Origin of the sequence: Paenibacillus arenosi (assembly GCF_014841135.1) — a bacterium.
Lineage (GTDB): Bacteria > Bacillota > Bacilli > Paenibacillales > Paenibacillaceae > Paenibacillus_B > Paenibacillus_B arenosi.
This window is the reverse complement of the sequence record NZ_JACYTN010000038.1, coordinates 1-19,119: the sequence shown is the minus strand read 5'-3', so window position 1 is coordinate 19,119 and position 19,119 is coordinate 1. Positions and strand designations below refer to the sequence as shown.

25 protein-coding genes are annotated in these 19,119 nt (G+C 43.4%); 15 read left to right on the top strand and 10 right to left on the bottom strand.

Translation table 11 applies throughout. The features are described 5' to 3' along the window. From IFO66_RS24435 to IFO66_RS22905, 4 genes are all read left to right on the top strand, one after another. Nucleotides 1–103 (top strand): IS3 family transposase (locus IFO66_RS24435; protein ID WP_192027340.1); only part of this gene is annotated, 103 nt, incomplete at its 5' end. Nucleotides 104–139: 36 nt separating this feature from the next. Beyond that, nucleotides 140–490 (top strand): hypothetical protein, encoded by a 351-nt coding sequence (locus IFO66_RS22915; protein WP_192027339.1) that lies wholly within the window; start codon nucleotides 140–142, stop codon nucleotides 488–490. Further along, nucleotides 487–918, top strand: a complete 432-nt coding sequence (locus tag IFO66_RS22910) for a hypothetical protein (protein ID WP_192027338.1) — start codon at nucleotides 487–489, stop codon at nucleotides 916–918. The genes IFO66_RS22915 and IFO66_RS22910 overlap by 4 nt, the downstream gene beginning before the upstream one ends. Nucleotides 919–1,011: 93 nt before the next feature. Beyond that, nucleotides 1,012–1,269 carry a hypothetical protein gene (locus tag IFO66_RS22905; RefSeq protein ID WP_192027337.1) on the top strand — a complete coding sequence of 86 codons (258 nt, stop codon included), beginning with the start codon at nucleotides 1,012–1,014 and terminating at the stop codon, nucleotides 1,267–1,269. A gap of 427 nt (nucleotides 1,270–1,696) precedes the next feature. On the opposite strand, the gene IFO66_RS22900 is transcribed toward IFO66_RS22905, so the two are convergent. Beyond that, nucleotides 1,697–1,993, bottom strand: a complete 297-nt coding sequence (locus IFO66_RS22900) for a hypothetical protein (RefSeq protein WP_192027336.1) — start codon at nucleotides 1,991–1,993, stop codon at nucleotides 1,697–1,699. Between the two features lie 111 nt (nucleotides 1,994–2,104). On the opposite strand from IFO66_RS22900, the gene IFO66_RS22895 reads away from it, so the two are divergent. After that, nucleotides 2,105–2,476 carry a VOC family protein gene (locus IFO66_RS22895; RefSeq protein WP_192027335.1) on the top strand — a complete coding sequence of 124 codons (372 nt, stop codon included), beginning with the start codon at nucleotides 2,105–2,107 and terminating at the stop codon, nucleotides 2,474–2,476. A gap of 88 nt (nucleotides 2,477–2,564) precedes the next feature. Here IFO66_RS22895 and IFO66_RS22890 read toward each other — a convergent pair whose 3' ends face one another. Further along, the gene (locus tag IFO66_RS22890; RefSeq protein ID WP_192027334.1) at nucleotides 2,565–3,242 is read right to left on the bottom strand and encodes a DUF6273 domain-containing protein; all 678 of its coding nucleotides are present in this window, start codon (nucleotides 3,240–3,242) and stop codon (nucleotides 2,565–2,567) included. A 234-nt stretch (nucleotides 3,243–3,476) separates the two neighbouring features. On the opposite strand from IFO66_RS22890, the gene IFO66_RS22885 reads away from it, so the two are divergent. After that, entirely contained in the window at nucleotides 3,477–4,370 is an 894-nt protein-coding gene (locus IFO66_RS22885) for a multicopper oxidase family protein (protein ID WP_192027333.1), read from the top strand. Nucleotides 4,371–4,487: 117 nt separating this feature from the next. On the opposite strand, the gene IFO66_RS22880 is transcribed toward IFO66_RS22885, so the two are convergent. After that, a complete protein-coding gene (locus tag IFO66_RS22880; RefSeq protein ID WP_192027332.1) occupies nucleotides 4,488–5,327 on the bottom strand; it encodes a hypothetical protein in 840 nt (279 codons plus the stop codon). A 190-nt stretch (nucleotides 5,328–5,517) separates the two neighbouring features. On the opposite strand from IFO66_RS22880, the gene IFO66_RS22875 reads away from it, so the two are divergent. Further along, nucleotides 5,518–6,876: an SPFH domain-containing protein gene (locus IFO66_RS22875; protein WP_192027331.1), complete on the top strand. Its 1,359-nt coding sequence runs from the start codon at nucleotides 5,518–5,520 to the stop codon at nucleotides 6,874–6,876. Nucleotides 6,877–6,995: 119 nt separating this feature from the next. Here the strand turns inward: IFO66_RS22875 and IFO66_RS22870 are convergent, their stop codons facing one another. Together IFO66_RS22870 and IFO66_RS22865 are read right to left on the bottom strand one after the other, a co-directional pair. Further along, on the bottom strand, nucleotides 6,996–7,472 hold the full coding sequence (locus IFO66_RS22870; RefSeq protein WP_192027330.1) for a hypothetical protein: 477 nt from the start codon (nucleotides 7,470–7,472) through the stop codon (nucleotides 6,996–6,998). Nucleotides 7,473–7,640: 168 nt separating this feature from the next. Next, nucleotides 7,641–8,687, bottom strand: coding sequence for an alpha-helical endospore appendage domain-containing protein (locus tag IFO66_RS22865; RefSeq protein WP_192027329.1), 1,047 nt, complete (start codon nucleotides 8,685–8,687; stop codon nucleotides 7,641–7,643). Between the two features lie 234 nt (nucleotides 8,688–8,921). Between IFO66_RS22865 and IFO66_RS22860 the strand changes: the two genes are divergently transcribed. The 5 genes from IFO66_RS22860 (at nucleotide 8,922) to IFO66_RS22840 (ending at nucleotide 11,809) form a co-directional block, all read left to right on the top strand. Continuing rightward, nucleotides 8,922–9,968, top strand: a complete 1,047-nt coding sequence (locus IFO66_RS22860; RefSeq protein ID WP_192027328.1) for a hypothetical protein — start codon at nucleotides 8,922–8,924, stop codon at nucleotides 9,966–9,968. A 72-nt stretch (nucleotides 9,969–10,040) separates the two neighbouring features. After that, nucleotides 10,041–10,550 (top strand): hypothetical protein, encoded by a 510-nt coding sequence (locus IFO66_RS22855; RefSeq protein ID WP_192027327.1) that lies wholly within the window; start codon nucleotides 10,041–10,043, stop codon nucleotides 10,548–10,550. A 213-nt stretch (nucleotides 10,551–10,763) separates the two neighbouring features. Further along, nucleotides 10,764–11,366 carry a sigma-70 family RNA polymerase sigma factor gene (locus tag IFO66_RS22850; RefSeq protein WP_192027326.1) on the top strand — a complete coding sequence of 201 codons (603 nt, stop codon included), beginning with the start codon at nucleotides 10,764–10,766 and terminating at the stop codon, nucleotides 11,364–11,366. Nucleotide 11,367: 1 nt separating this feature from the next. Beyond that, entirely contained in the window at nucleotides 11,368–11,556 is a 189-nt protein-coding gene (locus IFO66_RS22845; protein ID WP_192027325.1) for a YvrJ family protein, read from the top strand. After that, entirely contained in the window at nucleotides 11,534–11,809 is a 276-nt protein-coding gene (locus IFO66_RS22840) for a helix-turn-helix domain-containing protein (RefSeq protein ID WP_192027324.1), read from the top strand. Before IFO66_RS22845 ends, IFO66_RS22840 begins: the two co-directional genes overlap by 23 nt. A 106-nt stretch (nucleotides 11,810–11,915) precedes the next feature. Here the strand turns inward: IFO66_RS22840 and IFO66_RS22835 are convergent, their stop codons facing one another. Together IFO66_RS22835 and IFO66_RS22830 are read right to left on the bottom strand one after the other, a co-directional pair. Further along, nucleotides 11,916–12,302, bottom strand: a complete 387-nt coding sequence (locus IFO66_RS22835) for a hypothetical protein (RefSeq protein ID WP_192027323.1) — start codon at nucleotides 12,300–12,302, stop codon at nucleotides 11,916–11,918. A gap of 301 nt (nucleotides 12,303–12,603) precedes the next feature. Further along, nucleotides 12,604–13,122 (bottom strand): DJ-1/PfpI family protein, encoded by a 519-nt coding sequence (locus IFO66_RS22830; RefSeq protein ID WP_192027322.1) that lies wholly within the window; start codon nucleotides 13,120–13,122, stop codon nucleotides 12,604–12,606. A gap of 144 nt (nucleotides 13,123–13,266) precedes the next feature. Between IFO66_RS22830 and IFO66_RS22825 the strand changes: the two genes are divergently transcribed. Further along, on the top strand, nucleotides 13,267–13,653 hold the full coding sequence (locus IFO66_RS22825) for a winged helix-turn-helix transcriptional regulator (RefSeq protein WP_192027321.1): 387 nt from the start codon (nucleotides 13,267–13,269) through the stop codon (nucleotides 13,651–13,653). 459 nt (nucleotides 13,654–14,112) lie between these two features. Here the strand turns inward: IFO66_RS22825 and IFO66_RS22820 are convergent, their stop codons facing one another. Continuing rightward, nucleotides 14,113–15,108 (bottom strand): electron transfer flavoprotein subunit alpha/FixB family protein, encoded by a 996-nt coding sequence (locus IFO66_RS22820; RefSeq protein ID WP_192027320.1) that lies wholly within the window; start codon nucleotides 15,106–15,108, stop codon nucleotides 14,113–14,115. Between the two features lie 20 nt (nucleotides 15,109–15,128). Continuing rightward, nucleotides 15,129–15,908, bottom strand: a complete 780-nt coding sequence (locus IFO66_RS22815; protein ID WP_192027319.1) for an electron transfer flavoprotein subunit beta/FixA family protein — start codon at nucleotides 15,906–15,908, stop codon at nucleotides 15,129–15,131. Between the two features lie 287 nt (nucleotides 15,909–16,195). Here IFO66_RS22815 and IFO66_RS22810 point away from each other — a divergent pair, with 287 nt between their 5' ends. Both IFO66_RS22810 and IFO66_RS22805 read left to right on the top strand, forming a co-directional pair. After that, nucleotides 16,196–17,971, top strand: a complete 1,776-nt coding sequence (locus tag IFO66_RS22810) for an acyl-CoA dehydrogenase family protein (RefSeq protein ID WP_192027318.1) — start codon at nucleotides 16,196–16,198, stop codon at nucleotides 17,969–17,971. Between the two features lie 317 nt (nucleotides 17,972–18,288). Then, nucleotides 18,289–18,942, top strand: a complete 654-nt coding sequence (locus tag IFO66_RS22805) for a DUF2306 domain-containing protein (RefSeq protein ID WP_192027317.1) — start codon at nucleotides 18,289–18,291, stop codon at nucleotides 18,940–18,942. On the opposite strand, the gene IFO66_RS23960 is transcribed toward IFO66_RS22805, so the two are convergent. Further along, the coding region (locus tag IFO66_RS23960; RefSeq protein ID WP_225446009.1) for a hypothetical protein at nucleotides 18,939–19,119 on the bottom strand (181 nt) is incomplete at its 5' end. The two genes, IFO66_RS22805 and IFO66_RS23960, sit on opposite strands and share 4 nt — an antisense overlap.

Sequence of the window (19,119 nt, the reverse complement as noted above, 5' to 3'; positions counted from 1 at the left end):
ATATGATTATGTAAACTGGTTTAATAAACATCGTGTTCATGGCACACTAGGCTACATGACGCCAGTTCAGTACAAAGCAGAGGCCCTTAAAAAAGTTGTCTGATTCACTGTTGACAGTCCAATTGGTGCAATCGAAGCATTGAATAATAATGGGAAGTTAGAATATAGAAAGTCTATTGTTACAGGTATAAATAATGAAAAAAAGGTTGAGGTTCTAGGTGTAAACGGTGGATTTCGATATATAATTATAACTTTTTTTGATGAAGAGCTTCTCAATAATACCAAAAACATCTCAGTACTATATAACGGTAATCTAACAAATATAAAAGATATTAAGGTGGATCGTAAAAGTTATATTATACAATTTGAAGGCAGTCCCATTAAAAAAAGAAATACCGTAAAGCTTGAGTTTTGGGATTCGAAAAATAATGTTATTTATAATTATCCTGATAAATCTAAGGGAATCGAACAAAGTAGGGTGAGAAAATGAGTGCTATGAACATGCTGAAATTGGGATTGGTGTTACTGTTTGTCATGGCTATAACAGCATGCGCAGAGAGACCAATACCTGAACTTAAAGTAACGTCTGAAAGCAATATTCAAATCCCCATAAGCCTAGTCTCTTATATGTGGAACCACGAAGTAACTTACGGTGACCCAAGAAGTGCTATGAAAAATGCTAAGGCCTTTGTAGTTCAAAAGGGAGAACGGTTGAAGATAGACTTCAGTACTCAGCCCAATGAAGAGACGGTTGGTTCTCATTTATGGATGGAATCACATACTAAAGGAATAAAACAAGTCTTGATAGATAACTCGTATGTAAAGGTACCTAATGAAACGGGTGAGTACATATACTCGATATATGCAACATGGGATGAAGGTACGGTTTCATATGCAATAAAAGTGAAGGTAGAGTAAAATTTTATTATAAGACAGTCTACTCAGTAGTATATAATTTGGACGAATAGATTTTATAAATCTATTCGTCTTTCTCTCTTTAAGGAGGTTGTTATGAATATAGATTTATTAATACTCGGTATTGCTTCATTAATATTGGTATTATCCATTTATCAAATGTTGAAAGATAAGTTTAAATACAGAAGTCTTACCAGTATGGGGAATGTTTTCTTTGGACTTGTAACCATCTTTGTAAATCCGGGTTTTAGAGATAACTATCAAGGATTATTTTATTTTTTCTTGGTTGCTTTTATTGTTATGGGAATATTATCGATATATATTTACATCAATTCACCTCGTCATGAGAAATAACAGCGGTATACACTTCTTTATGAAACTGTTGTCATCACAGCTATAATTCAGTATCTTTTTTATACTGTTTTATATTGCCATAAATAAATATTGCCAAGAGTGATGCAACAATAACACCCTTAATCACTAATGGGACTTCAACAATAAAACTTAGAAGTAGACTAGATACTAATAAACCTATTTCCTCAATTATAAATGATGAGAAAGTTTGTTTTTTGATTCGGTATATGAAAATAGATGCGATGAAAATGGTCGTAGCAAGATAACTAATTGTAATAAACATCATGATCCTCCGTTTAAAATGAATAAAGAGCCCAGGATAAGGGCTCTTTTATTATACTAAAATTAATTATTTAGTTATTCACAGGGGCAGTTAAAAACATCTTGCAGCATATTATCCTAAATAGATATGGTATTAAAATATATCTCAAGGCCCTAAAAAAATCCCCCCGAGCACCATGTACAATGGGAAAGAAAATGCAAGCAATCCGTTCAATAGCAGCAGTACGAAAGAGGATTTTGTTTTATTCTTCGCCACCAAAAGAGCTTGCAGAGCAGCCATAGCGCCCACAACTCCAACGATGATGGAACCGACATAAGCGATAAATGTATAGTCATCCCACTGCAAATTCTGAGTCATCGTTGCCATACCGAGAAGGCTCACACCTAGCAAGAAAGCAAGTGCGGCAAACAAACGATAATTTCTAGTTACTGTTTGGGTCATCGTAGACCTCCTTATAAATAAAAGTAGACTGTAATGGGCAAGCTGGATTCATGATCATTGGGTTAGTTCGTTTAGGTTACATACTATGAGCGTAAAGCTAAGGAGCATAACATGAGTATAGGGGCGTTTTCCGTAAGTTTAACCGTGAAAGATATTCAGCAATCTAAACAATTTTACGAAAAGATTGGCTTTCATGTATTTGGTGGAGACATCACACAGAACTGGCTTATCATGCAGAACGGCGATTGTACGATTGGGTTATTTCAAGGGATGTTTGAGAAAAATATACTGACTTTCAATCCCGGCTGGAATGATAAGACGGAAGAAGTGAACCCGTTCAAAGATGTGAGGAAGCTGCAAGAAGAGTTCCGCAATCAAGGAATATCGATCATTGGTGATGCCAATGCAACTCCAGAAGGCCCCGGCAGCTTCGTCATTGAAGATCCAGATGGCAATCCCATTCTTATTGACCAGCACAGATAGAGTGGATAGGTTCCTATTTCTAATTGAACATGTAGTTAATTTGACGGAGCGTTATCAGGGAAGAGTCCTTGGAACGCTCCGTTTTATATTATGAAAGCTTTATTTTTACAGCGGGGCGCACGCCGTAACAAGCTAAGTTGACATTCCCATAGCTGCGAATGCTGCTGCGAGTACCTATAAAGTACGCACGCGAAGAGCGACTAGGTTGAGTTCTCAGCCACCACCATGAACAGCCTAATTGTTCACCATGTTCGCTTATATAATTATCCCCGACTGTTTTATCGTACACGTACAGGTTACATCCGTCGTTCTTCTTTATTTTGGAAAATAATGTTCCTATTGTACCACGTTTCGCACGTAAAGTATCTTTACCAAGTTTATCAGTCAGTTCTTCCGCCTCTGGAACACTGAGTAAAAACACTTTGTCTTTCGTATCTGCGCTATCCACTCCGTTGTCGGTACAAAGTGTAGTCTTGATGTACTTTTTCTCAGAGTCATCGAATGCAGCGTGATAAAATACTTCGTTCAGCCATTTTCGCACATCAGAGTCGCGCCATGTAATATCCACATTTTCAGCATAATAGCGCTTGGTATCCAGAATAAACTCGCTAAGAAGAAACAGCTCTCCATCTGTATGCTGCAGCACTCGCCATTGTATTGGCGTTCTGTCTGATCCGTCTGCTGTGTGCGGATAGGTGCCGAACGTAATGATTGCACCGGGCTTCGCGTTCTTAAGTGGTGCATTAATAAGATGATCCTTTTCCAAAGAGATGACCTCCTTATTGTTTTAATTTAATCGTACAACATGTATGCAAGTGCTAAGATGTCCACCGCCGGAGCTTTGTTCCTCCAACTGTTAAATTAGAAAGTTTATCAATGTGCCTTAATGTTTTTTTAAAAGGTTTATATGTAGAGAGCTTGTACATGTGCAACGCTTATCATTCTAACTGACCATGTCCCTCTGTATACTGTTAAAAAAGCTGATATGGAGTTGAACCGCATGGTCATTACACCCCATATACCGAACTTGCCTTATGTAGAGAAGGATGGGATTAAGTACTTCACCTTAGTGGCAGAGCCTGTGAAGAGTGAGATTCTTCCGGGGATTTATATGAATGCTTGGGGTTATAATGGGATGTCTCCGGGGCCGACGATCTGTGTGTATCCCGATGATTATGTATGTATTCGTGTCTACAATAAGCTACCTCAACCGACGAGTGTGCATTGGCACGGATTAGACGTGCCTAACGTCATGGATGGAGTGCCTGATATCGAGCCTTCTCCCCGCATAGAGCCTGGTCAGTATTTTGATTACCACTTCAAGATTACGAATCCTCCTGGGACCCATATGTATCACGCTCATTATTATACGGTCATGCAGGATATGATGGGGCTGGAAGGGGGATTGATTATCCTCGATCCTTGCGAGTCGAAGAATGACGTGCAGCGCGATTATTATTTAATGTTAGGTGCATTTGCATTAAAAGATATTGAGATGGGGGTTCTCCAACCCGGCGTCTATGATATTAATCCATTCGCTCATAATTCGAACTTTTTCACGCTGAACGGAAGGTGCTTTCCATATACAGAAGCGCTGCCTGTTGCAAAAGGGGAGCGTGTGCGGATTCGATTCGGCAATATTGGTATGATGAATCATCCGATGCATTTCCATGGACATCAATTTAGGGAGACGGCTGTGGATGGGAACTCGATTCCACAAGCCATTCAGCTTATTAAAAATACGATACTTGTATCGTCAGGTACGACAAAGGATATCGAATTTATCGCCAATAATCCGGGGCGCTGGCCGCTGCATTGTCATTTTCCACATCATGTGAGCAATAATATGACTTTGCCGCTTGGAGGTATGACGACGGCAGTTGTGTACGAATAAGGAGTGTAGGTTATTTTTGGTGAGCGGGAAATATAAAAAGCAGGCTCCTTTTTTAAGGTAGCCTGCTCCTTGTCATTGTTACATATGTATGGTTCGTAGATATGATCACATTATCGACTAAGAGTAAGTAAGCGGTGCATAGCAATATTCGCATGATTTGCTTTGACCCGGTTTCAGGGTAGCTGGTGCGCCGCAGCTTGCGCATGCTATCGTTTTCGGCTTGTTGCTCTTTGGTGTAGACTTTTGGTTCGTATTGATCGATGGTTGCCCTGAACCATAGTTTACATTAATAGAAATATTTCCGTCCGAAATGTTAATAGAGCTGTTTGGACCTTGCCCAAATGCATGGTCAAATATTTCTTCAAACTGTTCATGTAGTTCTTCTTCTTCAGTTGATTCAGATACAGGCTCGTGATCGTCTTGCTCTTGAGGACGAGGCTCTTGTTTGTACAAAGGAATAATTTGAGAAGTGATAAAGTCAATCCGTACATCTGGTAGTAAGCCTAAATAACTCATTCTCTCCAACTCATTCGTTACGCGTGGCACGTTCATACTTACGCTGAGTGCTAGCTGTGGGATAGAAGTTATCCCTTGATCATAAATAAATACGCGATATAAATTAAAGCGAGTGTTGAGTTCTTTCTTAATTCTTCTAGATGCCATAAAGCAGATAAGGCTAGGTAGGAAAAAAATAAGACTTATAAACACGAACACGAAGATTCCGGGGTTTGCACCGTCAGACACATCATTAAGGTATAAAATACAACAAAGCGCGAAAAAGAAGAAAAAGATACCTGCCACAATATTGAGATCGGACGCTTTTTGATAGGTAAAGTTCCTATGTTTGATTGCTCGCAAAGCCAAAAGAAGTAGCCCTACTGGGAAAAAGATAATTAAGAAAAAGATAACGATACCATTGCTAATAGAAGGTTTACCGCTAGCATATGAGACGTTCATAACGAGTTCTCCTTTAATTATGTTTCGTTCTATATTGTTAAATCCTACATCTGTTATCACTATTTTCATTATACTATTTTCTATTTTTGTTGGGGAGTAGGTAATGGGAGTTTTGTCCTATTCCTAATTGAAAATTGTTAATTGTTACTTTACTATGAAAGTATTACTACATACCGACGGAGGCATATAAATGGGAATTATAAAAGCGGCGGTACATGCAGTTAAAGGTGGATTAGCAGATCAGTGGCAGGAAGTTATAGAGCCTCACAATATGGGGAATACGACTGTAATGACCGCTGGTGTCAAAGTAAGGACGAAAGATGTTCGTAATGGCAACAGGAGCGGGACAGACCAGACCGTGTCTAACGGCTCGGTGATTCATGTGTACCCGAATCAGATGATGCTGCTCGTCGATGGGGGCAGAGTTATCGATTACACGGCCGAACCGGGATACTATACAGTGGATCATGGGACAATGCCGTCGTTATTTAACGGTGAATTTGCAGAAACATTAGCAGAGACGTTTAGTCGGATTAAGTTCGGGGGCGTCCCTTCGCGTGCGCAGAAAGTGTATTATATCAATTTGCAAGAGATTCGAGGAATTAAGTTTGGTACTCGTAATCCGATTAATTACTTTGATGAATTCTATAACGCAGAATTGTTCTTGCGTGCCTACGGATCGTATTCGCTTAAAATTGTAGATCCATTTACCTTCTTTGCAGAAGTAATTCCGAGAAATAGTGACCAAGTAGATATTCTTGATATTCATAGGCAGTATTCAGCAGAATTTATGACCGCGCTTCAATCGGCCATTAACCGATTGTCTGCTGAAAACGTTCGTATTTCTCATGTAGCTTCTAAGGGGCTGGAGCTCTCCAAACATATGTCGACTGTATTAGCTGAAGATTGGAACCGTAGACGAGGCATTCAAATCCAATCTGTCGGAATTGAAAGCATCTCTTATAACGAAGAGTCTCAAGAACTTATTAATTTGAGAAACAAGGGAGCTATGCTGAAAGATTCGATGATACGAGAAGGCTACGTTCAGGGAGCGGCAGCTCGTGGCTTAGAAGCAGCGGGATCGAATGCGAGCGGAGCAATGAACGGCTTTGTGGGACTCGGCATGGGGATGCAAGGAGTGGGCGAGGTTGCGAGGACATTCTCGGATACGAATCGTGAACAATTTCATGCTGAGACTCAAGGAATCAGAAATGGCAAGGTCGTGTCGCATGCCGTCCATTCTAACTCTAACTCTAATTCTAACGCTGCAGCGAATGTAGAGCATTGGAACTGTGGATGTGGACAAGCGAACAGTGGTCGTTTTTGCATGGAGTGCGGTCAAGCTAAGCCTGCAGCCATGTCTGCGGAATGGAACTGTAGTTGCGGTCAGGATAATACGGGTAAGTTCTGTACAGAATGTGGATCGAAGCGTCCGGAAAGTCCGGTCACTATCAAATGCGATAAGTGTGGCTTTATGCCTCCGAACGGAGTGAGCTTAAAGTTTTGTCAGGAATGTGGAGATCCTTTTAATGAAGAGGATCGGTTATAGCATATAAGTGGTGCGCAAGAGCTGGAGCAGCAGCTTTTTCACCCAACAAAAAAAGTGAAAGAAAAGACAACCAGTCGCAGCATTGTGCGGTCGGTTGTCTTTATTGTATAATCCCTGATTTATCCTACATTACTAACGAGTATAAACAGCAAAATCACAAGGACTGAAAGGTATAGAAACGGTTTCTTATTCTTTTTTTGTCGAGCGATCCAGATGCCATAAGAGAATGTACAAGCAATGCTAGAATAAGCTAACAAAAAATGAAATCCTTCAGGGGAAAAGATAAAACTAAAGTTGTTAATAGAAAAATAGCCCATTGTAAATGGCACTATTGAAACAGGGATGATCCCGATTAATATAAAGGTCACTGTTTGTGACCAGAAATTATATTTCCTCAATAAGTGTAGAACAAATACAGCTGTAGCATAAAGGATTATTCCCACTGTAAAAAAGGCAGGTGCAGTCCAAGTTATTATTTTCCCCAAGCCTTCAGTAATTTTGCCATCGTACATCAATAGATACGATACATAAACGAATAATCCTGTTAAATAGCTAGTTATAGCTACCCAAACATAAAATAAGTCTGAACGTTTCATGTAACAGATCTCCTGTAATTGAGTAGTACCTTTAAGTAAATCGCTATCTTGTAATATGAGTACTTTCTCACTTACTTAATCTACTATACGCTGATTTGAGCTATAAGTTTTGAATTTTATAGACGAGCTGAGGGGAACCGGACTCTTATATGTTCAACGGTATTAGTGTTAAACGGAAGGACCGTCTGCAAATTTAATAATTCGCATATTAGCGGCGGCACCACTTGAGGTTCCAGCTGTTGTAACAATTGTGCGGATTCCACCAGAAATATTTCGCAATTGAATGGTGAATGGAAGAAGTCCTACTGTAATGTTAATTAGTGCCCCTCCCGCAAAGTTTCCTCCTGTTACGGAGGCATTTCCGATTGCTGAGATTTCCGCTCCATTTTGAACCATTACAAATACACTGGTTGGACTGCCACTTATTAAGTTTACTGCCCAGTCCACATAATAGAGACCAGGTTCAATGACGGTAACGGTGTCTGTTCCATTAAAGGTGAATGCTGTGCCCTGATTATCTGTAGCAGCATCAAATATGACCGCTGTCCCTCCAGCAATAGCTTGTGCACCAAGACCAACTCGCTGTAACTCAATATAACTAGACAATACTGGACCTGCTGGTGCAGTTGGTCCTGTAACCCCAGTGACTCCTGTAACTCCTGTAGTTCCTGTAGCGCCTGTTACTCCAGATGGGCCAGTTGGTCCTGTAATGCCTATTCCGGTAGCCCCAGAAGGCCCTGTCGCACCAGTTGGTCCGGTAGGTCCGGTGGCACCTGTGGCACCTGTGGCTCCCACTGCTCCAGCCGCGCCTGTAACCCCGGTAGCACCTGTCACACCTGTCGCGCCCATGGCACCTGTCGGCCCAGGGGGACCTCCAGATGGACCCGTTGGACCAGCAGGTCCTGTAGGACCAATAGAAATAGGCGTATTTAATATGCTGCTAAGCTTACTATCCAACAAATACTCCTTCTTGGTCAGCTCCCGAATTGTATCACGTACGCTTTCGTTCATCGTCAATACGTCGCTAATGGTAGCTGGCGGAGAAGTAACGCCTGGTAATGTTCCCAGCACATATTGCAGCTTCTCACCCTCGGCATTCAATATATGACTTAGCCCTAGCTCTTCTAGCGCGATAGATGATAGCAGCAATGTGATTGCATCATCGCGTGTAACTGATATAACCGGAGTAATATTTGGAATATTAGACTGTGACATATGGATCTCCTTTCATCCTTGTAATCGCAAATCTGGATTTGTTTTATACTATTCTCGTAATCGTATTCTGGTGTAGGCATACGCGCATTTCATATTTTCATAACGAGGAAGAGTGCGCACGGTATATCGTTTGATTCTTATCGTATATTTTTAGTGGGGTTGTTTATTTAGTCTGCTAGATCACTTATATAGTAAGCGCCGAAAGTACGGTGCAACGATAGGGGGGGATCTTGTATGGCAATTCTACTAAATGATGCAACCAAAACACCGAGAACACCGAGCTGGGCACCGAAGGGCAATAGTACGGTATTTAAAGGCGGCGGTTATGTGTTTTATTCGGATAACCCCGAAGCGGTAGATTCGACTGACTTGGCTGACGCGGGAAAATGGTTGAACCGTGACACGGTCACAGGAGCGGGACTCGTGTATGTATGGCATCATAACAAGACAGGCATTGCCATTAAGCATGCTTTGTCTATATACAACCCTAACAACTTTGCGATTAAAGTAACTTCCAGCAATAACGGTAGATCGAATCACGCGGGTAATCCGGATTCAAGTGCTTGGAAAGATTATTTCTCTGGCGCAGGTGCAACCTCTATTGTTATTAACCCTCTATCATGGGGGACGATGTTCCAAGCGACGATTGCTGCTGGCAATAACTTCGGAATTGTGGCCCGTACAAATGTGACCAATAACAGCACTGGGGCAACTGCATCAGCCGTATTTTATGACTTGGCTTGGAATACGAACTCTTCAAGTGCGACTGCGTTTGCGAAAAATAAAGGTACCGAAATGAGACGAGGTCAAGGTCGCACGTATTACAATACGATTCATTTTGATACTCTTGCGCCAACTACGACGAATGGTGTGGCTTACCGAATTTGTGGATCGACCGCTTATCCAGGTATTTTCGGCACTGATGATATTCCACTGATCACCGACCCAGCGCCTACGATTCCGGGACAGAATCAGAATGTAACAGGTCTACTGGATGGCGGCTACGGACAGCAAATGTCCGTTACGATGAAAATTCAAAATACGACTACAACAGCTCGGAAGTTTAGAGTGTTTATGGGTCGGACGACTGAATTCTATTCCTTCCCATTTGTAAATATGGCGGGTACATCTGTTTATCACAACTGGGTTGGCGGCGGCAACTATGTAGATATGATTGAGACGGCCAGTCTTGCACCTGGCGCTACCGAAACTATCTCGTTCTTCTTGGTCATACCAGCCATTTCGACGACTCCGTTCGTAGTGGGCGCTCGGACGATCTGATAGCTGAATGGAGCTTCAAACATTTTACAAGCGAATCGCATATATAAGGTACCTAGCCAAGGAGGGTTTCCAATGAAGATTAGATATTTCGCTATGTTTATTGCCGCAGCAGTAGGCTTGCTGCTGGTCGGGTGTGCTACAAATCCTCCACAAGACAAAGCAAAAGACAACGTGGTAAGCCAACCGGAAAATAAAAAAGCTCAATTTGATCCTAATTTTACACCAGCTGTTCTTATTCATCCTGATGATTATAAAGACGACAAAGAGAAACAAAGCATAGCCAATGGACTCGTCATTACGCTTCAAGCTCTTATTGACCGTGATAAAGATAAGTTCGATGCTAATTTTGTAGATCCGAAGAAAGCTGCGACGTATCATTATCTATTTGATCCTGATGTACAATACCGCTTCGAAAGTTTTGAGAACATCCAATTTAAGAGTCCTACTAACGTGCATGTAACGGTAAAATGCAGGGGGAACACGATCGCTGAAGGTGTAGAGCAAGCATTATTCACTCGCAATGCTACGTACTTTTTGGAGAAAAATAAAGAAGGACAATGGAAGGTAACAGACATCGATTAATGCCTATTTTCGCTTACTATTATAGAAAAAAGAACGAAGAAAATGGTGCGATTTAGGAGGTTTTGTGGTATAATAATAGAGTAAGTAATGAACGAGTTGATCCGTCGGGGTCCTTTTTTTTTGCTTATAAAACAGAACAAATGTTCTTATTAAGGTTGTTTTTATCGCCATGCTGCTCACTTTATTAGGAAAGAAAATGAAGGAGGTATGTGGATGCTAAATGATGACCAGAGGAACCGATTTCTCACATTTAAAAGAAAGAATCAAGTCCTTTTTGATGACCGCGTTATGCAAGAGTTCTTCTCCCATGAGCCTAATATTGAGCTGTTGTTATTTACACTGGAAGGAGATTGTGTTAGCAAGCAGCGATTAGAGGAAAATTTCCGCAAACACTTCTTTCGTATTCGTTTCGTTAAATATTTGGTCTCCACGATTAAGTTCTGTGCGATTGATCAGTTCCGAGCCAACCAAAGAAATGATACGCGCCATCCGCTTATTTTTGACCAACCTACAAGGGAAGAGCAGTCCACTGCTACGCTAGGCGAATTGCTCTCTGCACAAGTTGAACCAACCACGAACTCACTTATCTCAGACCCGGAGCAATTTATAGAAAATATCTCGAATGAGGCACTAGAATGCGCTTATTCTCAACTCACTCCACACCAGAAAGTAGTCATTACACTAGGTTACGGTATGTCCTATCGAGACAACGAGATCGCCAAGCTGCTGGGCGTTTCTCCACAAGCTGTCGGTAAATCTCGCAATTCTGCCCTCAAGAAAATGCGAGCATCGATATTAAATAAGGAGGTGATATAAGATGGATAATCAATCCTTTTTTCCTTCCGATTTGCTATCGGCTATTAGTCAAGTTGGATTTCCTATCGTGTTGACGGGATATTTGCTGCTGCGCTTTGAGAAGAAGCTGGATATTCTCACAGAAACGATTAAGGACTTATCAGACGTTGTCTCTGCCCATAAGGAGGATGATGCAAAACGTGGACGATGAATTGTTCGATTTAGTAGAACTTGCACATCGTGGTGATAAGGATGCATTGATGTCCATTATTCATCTTTTCACACCTGTCATTCATTCTGTCCGCTGTAAGACCAAGTACGATAGGCAGGATGATCTTGCTCAGAGCATTATCGAGATCGTCATCAAGAAAATTATGTCCTACGATCTGACCAACACGTTGGATTTCACCTCGTTCTGCAAATTACGAACCGCACACATCGCGCATACAAATGAAAAGTTGTAAGGTTCAGGATGGTTGATTAACCGTCCTGCTTGTTGGAAGTGGAGATAGAAACGAGGGTGATTCGAATGACGCATGTATAGAAGCCTTAGGGGGCCCCGAGGCTTCTTTATTGTGCTTGTGCTTGGGATTCTACTTGCGTAGGATACAGATCATATGATATTTCGTTGGTGTAGGGATGAACGATTAATTTGGTGCCATCTTGTTTTTGATACACATAGACGACCCCGATACTTTGTTCTTCGACTAAGTTCCAACCGTGTTTGTTAAACTGACTTTCATAGCGATTAGACAAGCCATCCCATTCTCTTATTTCGTTAATGGTATAAACAAATTTTGTTCTATTCTTATTGTTATGCATTTCTTTTAAAGCGGCTTTGCCCGGTATTGGGAACCCTTCTTTGGTCAATGCATAATTAAAATAGGTGTCGTATACATAGTAGGAGCCGATAGCTAGAGCGATTGATAGTAGGATGGCAGCGAATCTTTTTTTCATCTTAATCATCATTTCCTTTACATGAAAGTGGTGAAGGGGAATGGAAGCAGATGATGATGTTCTATAGATGTAAGTATCGCAGAGCAAAACATAAATCCGATCTAAGGCGCTGACTATTACTAAGACGTTGATCTGTAAAATAGGTTGCAGATACATAAACGAATAATTGAGTTTGGAACAAAATGACTAGGAGCTTGTTTTATGCTGTTGAATGAAAGGAAGAGGGGCCCGTAAGCCCATTTCAATGACTAGTGAGGCACCCTCTTGTTCATTTTACTTAGCAGCTATGCTTAGAAAATAGTTAGCGTAGTGCTTCAACCAAGCTGTGGCCAAATGCTTTTGCACCGTCTGGCCCATCGCTCGTAATAATATCGTTGTGAGCCACGACATGTTCTGTGATATATTCAACATTGTTATTTTTCAAAGCGTTGATCATCACATCGACGGGATAGCAAGTAGCTGCTCGTCCAGCAAGCAGGCCTGTTTCCACAACGGATACCGAACCAGCGCAAATACCTGCTACGAGTACTTGCTGCTCATGGGCTTGTTTTAAATAAGAGATGAGCGCTTCATTGCCCCACAGATGATCGATCGTGCCAGAGCCGCCGATTACAGCCACAGCGTCATATTGGTTAACGGCAGTATCTGAGAAGATCGCTTCCGAGTTCGCTTTTCCTTCGTAGTCGCCTGTAATTTCACCAACGATTGTACTTGCAATCGTCACTTCAACGCCTGCTTGCTCCAATATGTCTTGCGGATGAAAACATTCGTCTTCATTAAAACGCTCAGGTGGTATAATAAACAATACTTTTTTATTCATGTGTATTCCTCCTAGTTGTGAATGAATCGCTATAACAATACTTACACTGTAACGTCGATTTCTCAAACTGTGAAGAATGCACTATTTTGTGCGGAAGTTACCAGAAGGTTACTTTTGCGTAGGACAAGGAGTTAACGAGCATCGATGTCAGATACATTACGTGAAGAAATTAAACAGAAAATAGTAAACGGAGATTTTAACTGTGAAAAAGAATTAACGTTATCGATTTTGAGTGGCAAATGGAAAGTCGTTATTTTATGGCATTTGGGTGTAGAGGGAGCGCATCGATTTAGTGACTTGCAGAAGCTATTCCCGAAAATATCACATAAAATATTAACCAACCAGCTGCGTGAGCTCATTGAAGATGGGATTGTTCATCGGGAGGTATATCCTGAATCTCCGCCTAAAGTGGAGTATTCGATGACAGAACTCGGTATGACCATTTTGCCAATCGTTGAAATGATGTATGACTGGGGCAAGAAGCGGATGAACGAGATAAAGCGAGAAATCGGAAGTCCTGAAAGTGAATAAGGCACATGAAAATGAGAGAACATGTCTCGCACCACCGAAGTGGAGCAAGACATGTTCTTTGTGTTGTGTTGATTAAGAATGTTAGTTAGTTCTCGAATGGTTGCACAAATATAGCTGTGTAATGAAACGGAGCAACAAAAGCGCCAACGAACGCTATAGACGTTATTTTCGCGAAATTAGCCATTTTTGAATGCTAACGGTCGTAGTAGCGCTTATTGTGGCAATATTGATCAAAAATAGCGCAAAACGGGACAAATAGGCTCGCTGGCAACCTTTAGATTTTAAAATAAGCAAATATACGACGAATAGCCTCTGTGGCAACCGTTAGCGTCATATAATTGAGTGTGCCGATGGAACTGCTGTCCATTTGAACATTCAATATTGAATGCTGAATGCTGAATACGCGATACGTGGCCTAGTCAATAGATCGTGCACGGTTAATTAACAGACCGTACGCGTCTAATCAACAGGACTGGATTTCAGCAGCTGCTTGAATTGAGCTGTTAACAACGGTACCACTTCAAATAAATCGCCCACGATGCCGTAGTCGGCAATCTGGAAGATGGGAGCATCGGGGTCTTTATTAATTGCTATGATTACCCGTGATTGGCTCATCCCTGCGACATGTTGAATCGCGCCGCTAATGCCACAGGCGATATAGAGCTCAGGGGTGACGACTTTGCCCGTCTGCCCGATTTGCAGCGCATAGTCGCAGTAGCCCGCATCACAGGCACCGCGGGATGCGCCGACTGCGCCATTCAGTACTTCGGCCAGCTCTTCGAGCGGCTTGAAGCCTGCTGCGCTTTTGACGCCGCGTCCGCCGGAGATAACGATCTTCGCCTCGCTCAGATCGACACGCCCTGCTGCTTGAGTGACGACATCTCGGATGACGGTGCGAAGTGTCGGTGCAGGGTAGGCAATGCTCTCCACAGGCGCGGTGCGACCTGCTTCATAAGTAGGGAGCGGGAAGTTGTTTGGTCGGATGGTGACGACGGACGAAGGAGAGGAGAGTGTCCGCTGCTCGAACGCTTTGCCGGCGTAAATAGGGCGTGTGTATAATAGGCTACCGCTTGCAGCATCGGTATCTATGGCGATGATGTCGGAGATTTGCCCTGCTTGCAGGGAGGCGGCGGATAGTGGGGCAAGGTCTTTACCGATGGAGGTATGGCCAAAAAAGATGGCCTTCGGCTGGGCAGCTTGGATGACCGCTTGCAGCGCAGCATCATAGGCTTCGGCGTTATAGTGTGTGAGGTCGTCGTGTTCGACGACATAGACATGATCTGCTCCATACGCCGTGAGGTCATTCGCGAAGTGGGATACATTACTTCCAATTAACACAGATGCAACCGATGAGCCTTCCTCTGAAGCTTGCCGAGCAGCAGCTATCAGCTCGAATGACACTTGCCGTAAGGAGCCTCCTTTTACTTCAGCTATCGCCAGATATACAGTCGTCATGTTTCCGTGCCTCCTTATCGTTAAGTGAACAGCTTGGCTTCTGTTTGCAACAGCTCAATAAGCTGCTGGGCCTGCTCCGATGGAGTACCTGATAACCGCTTGCCAGCTTGGCGAGGCGGAGGGGTGAATACAGCAACGCGAGCAGTTAGTGGCTCTTGGCTAGCCGAAACGATGCTAGGCGAGTCGAAGTCAGCAAGCGATAGCTGCTGGAAAGGTTTACGCTTCGCTTTCATAATGCCCTGCAATGATGGATAACGCGGCTCATTCAGTCCTTGTTGCGCGGTAAACAAAGCAGGCAAAGCTGCTGTAAGCCGCTCGGTATCTCCTTCGGCATCTCGCTCCACTTCTGCGTGCCCATCTTGAATGACGAGCTTCGTAATCGATCCTACATGAGGAATACCAAGCAGCTTCGCGAGCCGGATGGCAACCTGCCCACTTCCGTTATCAACCGAAAAATTGCCGCCGAGAATGAGATCATACGCTTGCTGGCTCACATGAGCATGCAGTATTTGCGCAACCGCATGCTCATCAAGAGCAGCGCCTTGATCGTCAATGAGTACGGCATCATCGGCGCCCATCGCTAACGCGGTGCGAAGTGCTTCAGCGGCTCGTTCTGGACCGATTGCAATAACGGTAACCTTACCTCCATGCTCATCACGAAGCTGGATCGCTTGTTCTACCGCGTATTCATCATACGGATTCAGTACGAATTTAACACCATCCTCCGAGATCGTTCCTTGCTCGATCACAATCTTTTCTTCAGTATCGAAGGTTTGCTTCGCCAACACGATAATGTTCATCGCAGCTACCACTCCTTTCAAATATTTCATTCGTTAACCGTGTTAAGGAATTTCGCTAACAAACGTTTTAGTAGATATATATGGCTTTACTCCTGATCCTATTTCTGTTCGGTTGTACGGCGTACTTTCTTTGACATGACATCGAGGAGGAAAAGTTAATACATGTTTCGTGTAAGAACGCATACTGTCCATAGTAAAAGGATCAAATATCTCATCTTTGAATCGAAGCTGCTTGCTTGGCCGTTAATGTCAGCTTTACATTTTACGTGTGGAAGGGGCGCTGTGGTATGACAAAGGCGAAGATTGCGGGAGGTAGCTTTGTCATTGAGGATGTAGGAGTGGAGGCGATTGTAACACCGGAAGACTTTACAGCGGAGCAACGGATGATTCAGGATACAACAAGAGATTATGTAACGTCGGAAGTGATTCCGCATGATGAGGAACTGGAACGGCAGGACTACGCATTGACAGTGAAGTTGATGCGTAAGGCGGGAGAGGTGGGCTTGCTTAGCGCGGATATTCCAGAGCTGTATGGCGGGCTGGGGCTTGATAAAGTTAGCTCCACGATCATTAGTGAAACGTTGTCGCCAGCTGCTTCATTCGCCTTATCAATTGGAGCACATGTTGGCATAGGTACCCTGCCCATCGTATTTTTCGGAACCGCTGAACAGAAGCAAAAGTATTTGCCTGACTTAGCGACAGGAGAAAAAATTGCAGCTTATTGTCTTACTGAGCCAGCATCAGGATCGGATGCCCTAGGGGCAAAGACGACAGCGAAGCTCTCCGACGATGGCCAGCACTATATTCTTAATGGCTCAAAAATCTATATCACGAATGCAGGCTTTGCAGATATTTTTATCGTGTATGCCAAAGTAGACGGTAAAGATTTCACGGCCTTTATTGTGGAGCGGGATATGGAAGGCTTTACGGTAGGTCCTGAGGAGAAAAAGATGGGGATTAAGGGATCTTCGACATGCCCGCTGTATTTTGAGGATGTGAAGGTGCCGGTCAATCATGTGCTAGGTGAGATTGGGCGCGGCCATCTAATCGCATTTAATATTTTGAACATTGGACGGTTTAAGCTGGCAGCAGGTTGTCTCGGCGCTCAAAAAGAGGCGATTTCCTTAAGTTCTCGTTATGCAAATGAGCGCAAACAGTTTGGGCGCGCGATCTCCTCATTTCCGCTTGTCGCCAGCAAGTTGGCAGATATGAATATTCAGACGTATGTATCGGAAAGTATGGTGTACCGCACATCAGGTCTTATCGACGAACGTCTAAAGGACGTGAATGACCAAGATGCTGACTCTGGGACCCTGGCTGCCAAAGCCATCGCAGAATATGCGCTCGAATGTTCGATCAACAAAGTATTTGTCACCGAGGCGCTTGATTTTGTGGCTGACGAAGGGGTACAAATTCACGGCGGTTATGGTTATGTGCAGGAATATAAAATTGAACGCATTTATCGCGATTCGCGGATTAACCGTATTTTTGAAGGGACAAATGAGATCAACAGACTGCTTATCCCCGGTACGTTGTTGAAGCGTTCGATGAAGGGGGAGCTGCCGCTCTTAGCAAAAGTTCAGGAACTGCAAGGCGAGTTAATCTCGATTGTGCCTGGGAAAACCTTTGAGGGGACATTGGAACAGGAGGTGCATTTAGTAGCAGCTGCGAAAAAAATATTTTTAACCGTTGGAGGAATAGCCGTACAGAAATATGGAATTTCCTTGGAGAAAGAACAAGAGGTGCTCAGTTATTTAGCAGATTTGATGATCCAAATTTATGCCATTGAGAGCACGCTGCTGCGCACCCGCAAGCGGATTAGTAAGGTAGGGGAAGAGAAAACGAAGGCTGCGATTCAGATGACCGAAGTGTTCATTCATGAGTCATTTGCCAAGATCGAGCATATTGCCAAAGAAACGGCAGCTGCTATGGAGAGCGGAGATACGCTGCGGACGCATCTATCCATACTGAAGAAGCTCGCACGCCGCACACCTATTAATGTAGTTGGCTTGAAGAGGGAAATTGCCGCACGAGTTATTCAAGCGGAGGGCTATATTATATAGCCGAAGGTTAGTTCGAACAATCGCGCTCGTTAGAAGGATAAGCAGCGTAGGCATCATTACGGTGTAGCTGTGTACCTTTGTACCTTTGTATCTGTGTATCGGCCGGCGTATCGCAGCATGAAATCATACAGTGAAATTACATCTGAGCGCCAATTGTATAGGATTAGTTGGCGGCTGTGGATGCATACTGGACTTTTGTCGGGTCAAATGGGTCGCTGCGGCATGGTAGACTATCTATATTCAATACGCTACGTCAGAATCAACATCTCAGATCTCTTACAACGCAACGAAGCGTTCAGCAGATAAGGATGTGGCACATGAGAAAGTCAACTTGGCCGTTAGTGATCGTTGCTGTCTTTGCATTAGTCATTTCGGTGATGGTATGGAATCAGTATATTTTTACTCCAGATGCGCTGGGGGAGAATGGCGACGGATTAATAGGGGTAAAGCAAGGTGAAGCAACTGTGTTTACTGCTCTGTGGACAGGGATGCTGTACGTTCATATCGTGAGCAGTGTAATTGCATTGGTTATCGGAGCCTATCAATGGTTTCCACGGTGGAGGAAGAAGTTTCGTGGGGCTCATCGGATATTAGGAATGTTGTATAGTATAGGCGTGCTGCTTGGTGGCATTAGCGGTCTATATTTAGCTGTATATGCGACCGGCGGTTGGATTTCTCAAGCAGGGTTTGGAGTACTTGCCGTGCTATGGTTGTACACGGTGTTCTATGGGGTACGTGCGGGCATTCAGGGAAATTACAGTGAACATCGCAAGTGGATGCTGCGCAATTATGCACTAACGTTTGCGGCGGTAACTTTGCGAATGATGATATTACTATCTGTCTCCATTTTTGGTGGAGAACATTTTTTGGTTTATTACGTTGTTATCGCTTGGATGTGCTGGGTGCCAAATCTACTCGTAGCAGAGTGGTTGATTCGTAGAAGTGGAAGTATCCATCGTAAGACTGCCTAGTAGCAGAGGGGTAAATAAACGAAAGGAGCAGTGTCCGTGACAGGACGCTGCTCCTTTGTTGTACGCCCAGCATGGGCGTCATCTCTAGGGTGAAAGTCCCGAACGGGGGCTGGCGAACGCCTACCGTTAGCCAAGAGCAAGGGTGTCTGTCGTGAGGCAGAATCTGAAGGAAGCTGG

Coding starts and splice junctions, on each gene's coding strand:
- IFO66_RS22910 (WP_192027338.1), top strand. CDS start 487: ATGAGTGCTATGAACATGCTGAAATTGGGATTGGTGTTACTGTTTGTC.
- IFO66_RS22905 (WP_192027337.1), top strand. CDS start 1,012: ATGAATATAGATTTATTAATACTCGGTATTGCTTCATTAATATTGGTA.
- IFO66_RS22900 (WP_192027336.1), bottom strand. CDS start 1,993: ATGACCCAAACAGTAACTAGAAATTATCGTTTGTTTGCCGCACTTGCT.
- IFO66_RS22895 (WP_192027335.1), top strand. CDS start 2,105: ATGAGTATAGGGGCGTTTTCCGTAAGTTTAACCGTGAAAGATATTCAG.
- IFO66_RS22885 (WP_192027333.1), top strand. CDS start 3,477: ATGGTCATTACACCCCATATACCGAACTTGCCTTATGTAGAGAAGGAT.
- IFO66_RS22880 (WP_192027332.1), bottom strand. CDS start 5,327: ATGAACGTCTCATATGCTAGCGGTAAACCTTCTATTAGCAATGGTATC.
- IFO66_RS22875 (WP_192027331.1), top strand. CDS start 5,518: ATGGGAATTATAAAAGCGGCGGTACATGCAGTTAAAGGTGGATTAGCA.
- IFO66_RS22870 (WP_192027330.1), bottom strand. CDS start 7,472: ATGAAACGTTCAGACTTATTTTATGTTTGGGTAGCTATAACTAGCTAT.
- IFO66_RS22865 (WP_192027329.1), bottom strand. CDS start 8,687: ATGTCACAGTCTAATATTCCAAATATTACTCCGGTTATATCAGTTACA.
- IFO66_RS22860 (WP_192027328.1), top strand. CDS start 8,922: ATGGCAATTCTACTAAATGATGCAACCAAAACACCGAGAACACCGAGC.
- IFO66_RS22855 (WP_192027327.1), top strand. CDS start 10,041: ATGAAGATTAGATATTTCGCTATGTTTATTGCCGCAGCAGTAGGCTTG.
- IFO66_RS22850 (WP_192027326.1), top strand. CDS start 10,764: ATGCTAAATGATGACCAGAGGAACCGATTTCTCACATTTAAAAGAAAG.
- IFO66_RS22845 (WP_192027325.1), top strand. CDS start 11,368: ATGGATAATCAATCCTTTTTTCCTTCCGATTTGCTATCGGCTATTAGT.
- IFO66_RS22840 (WP_192027324.1), top strand. CDS start 11,534: ATGATGCAAAACGTGGACGATGAATTGTTCGATTTAGTAGAACTTGCA.
- IFO66_RS22835 (WP_192027323.1), bottom strand. CDS start 12,302: ATGAAAAAAAGATTCGCTGCCATCCTACTATCAATCGCTCTAGCTATC.
- IFO66_RS22830 (WP_192027322.1), bottom strand. CDS start 13,122: ATGAATAAAAAAGTATTGTTTATTATACCACCTGAGCGTTTTAATGAA.
- IFO66_RS22825 (WP_192027321.1), top strand. CDS start 13,267: ATGTCAGATACATTACGTGAAGAAATTAAACAGAAAATAGTAAACGGA.
- IFO66_RS22820 (WP_192027320.1), bottom strand. CDS start 15,108: ATGACGACTGTATATCTGGCGATAGCTGAAGTAAAAGGAGGCTCCTTA.
- IFO66_RS22815 (WP_192027319.1), bottom strand. CDS start 15,908: ATGAACATTATCGTGTTGGCGAAGCAAACCTTCGATACTGAAGAAAAG.
- IFO66_RS22810 (WP_192027318.1), top strand. CDS start 16,196: ATGACAAAGGCGAAGATTGCGGGAGGTAGCTTTGTCATTGAGGATGTA.
- IFO66_RS22805 (WP_192027317.1), top strand. CDS start 18,289: ATGAGAAAGTCAACTTGGCCGTTAGTGATCGTTGCTGTCTTTGCATTA.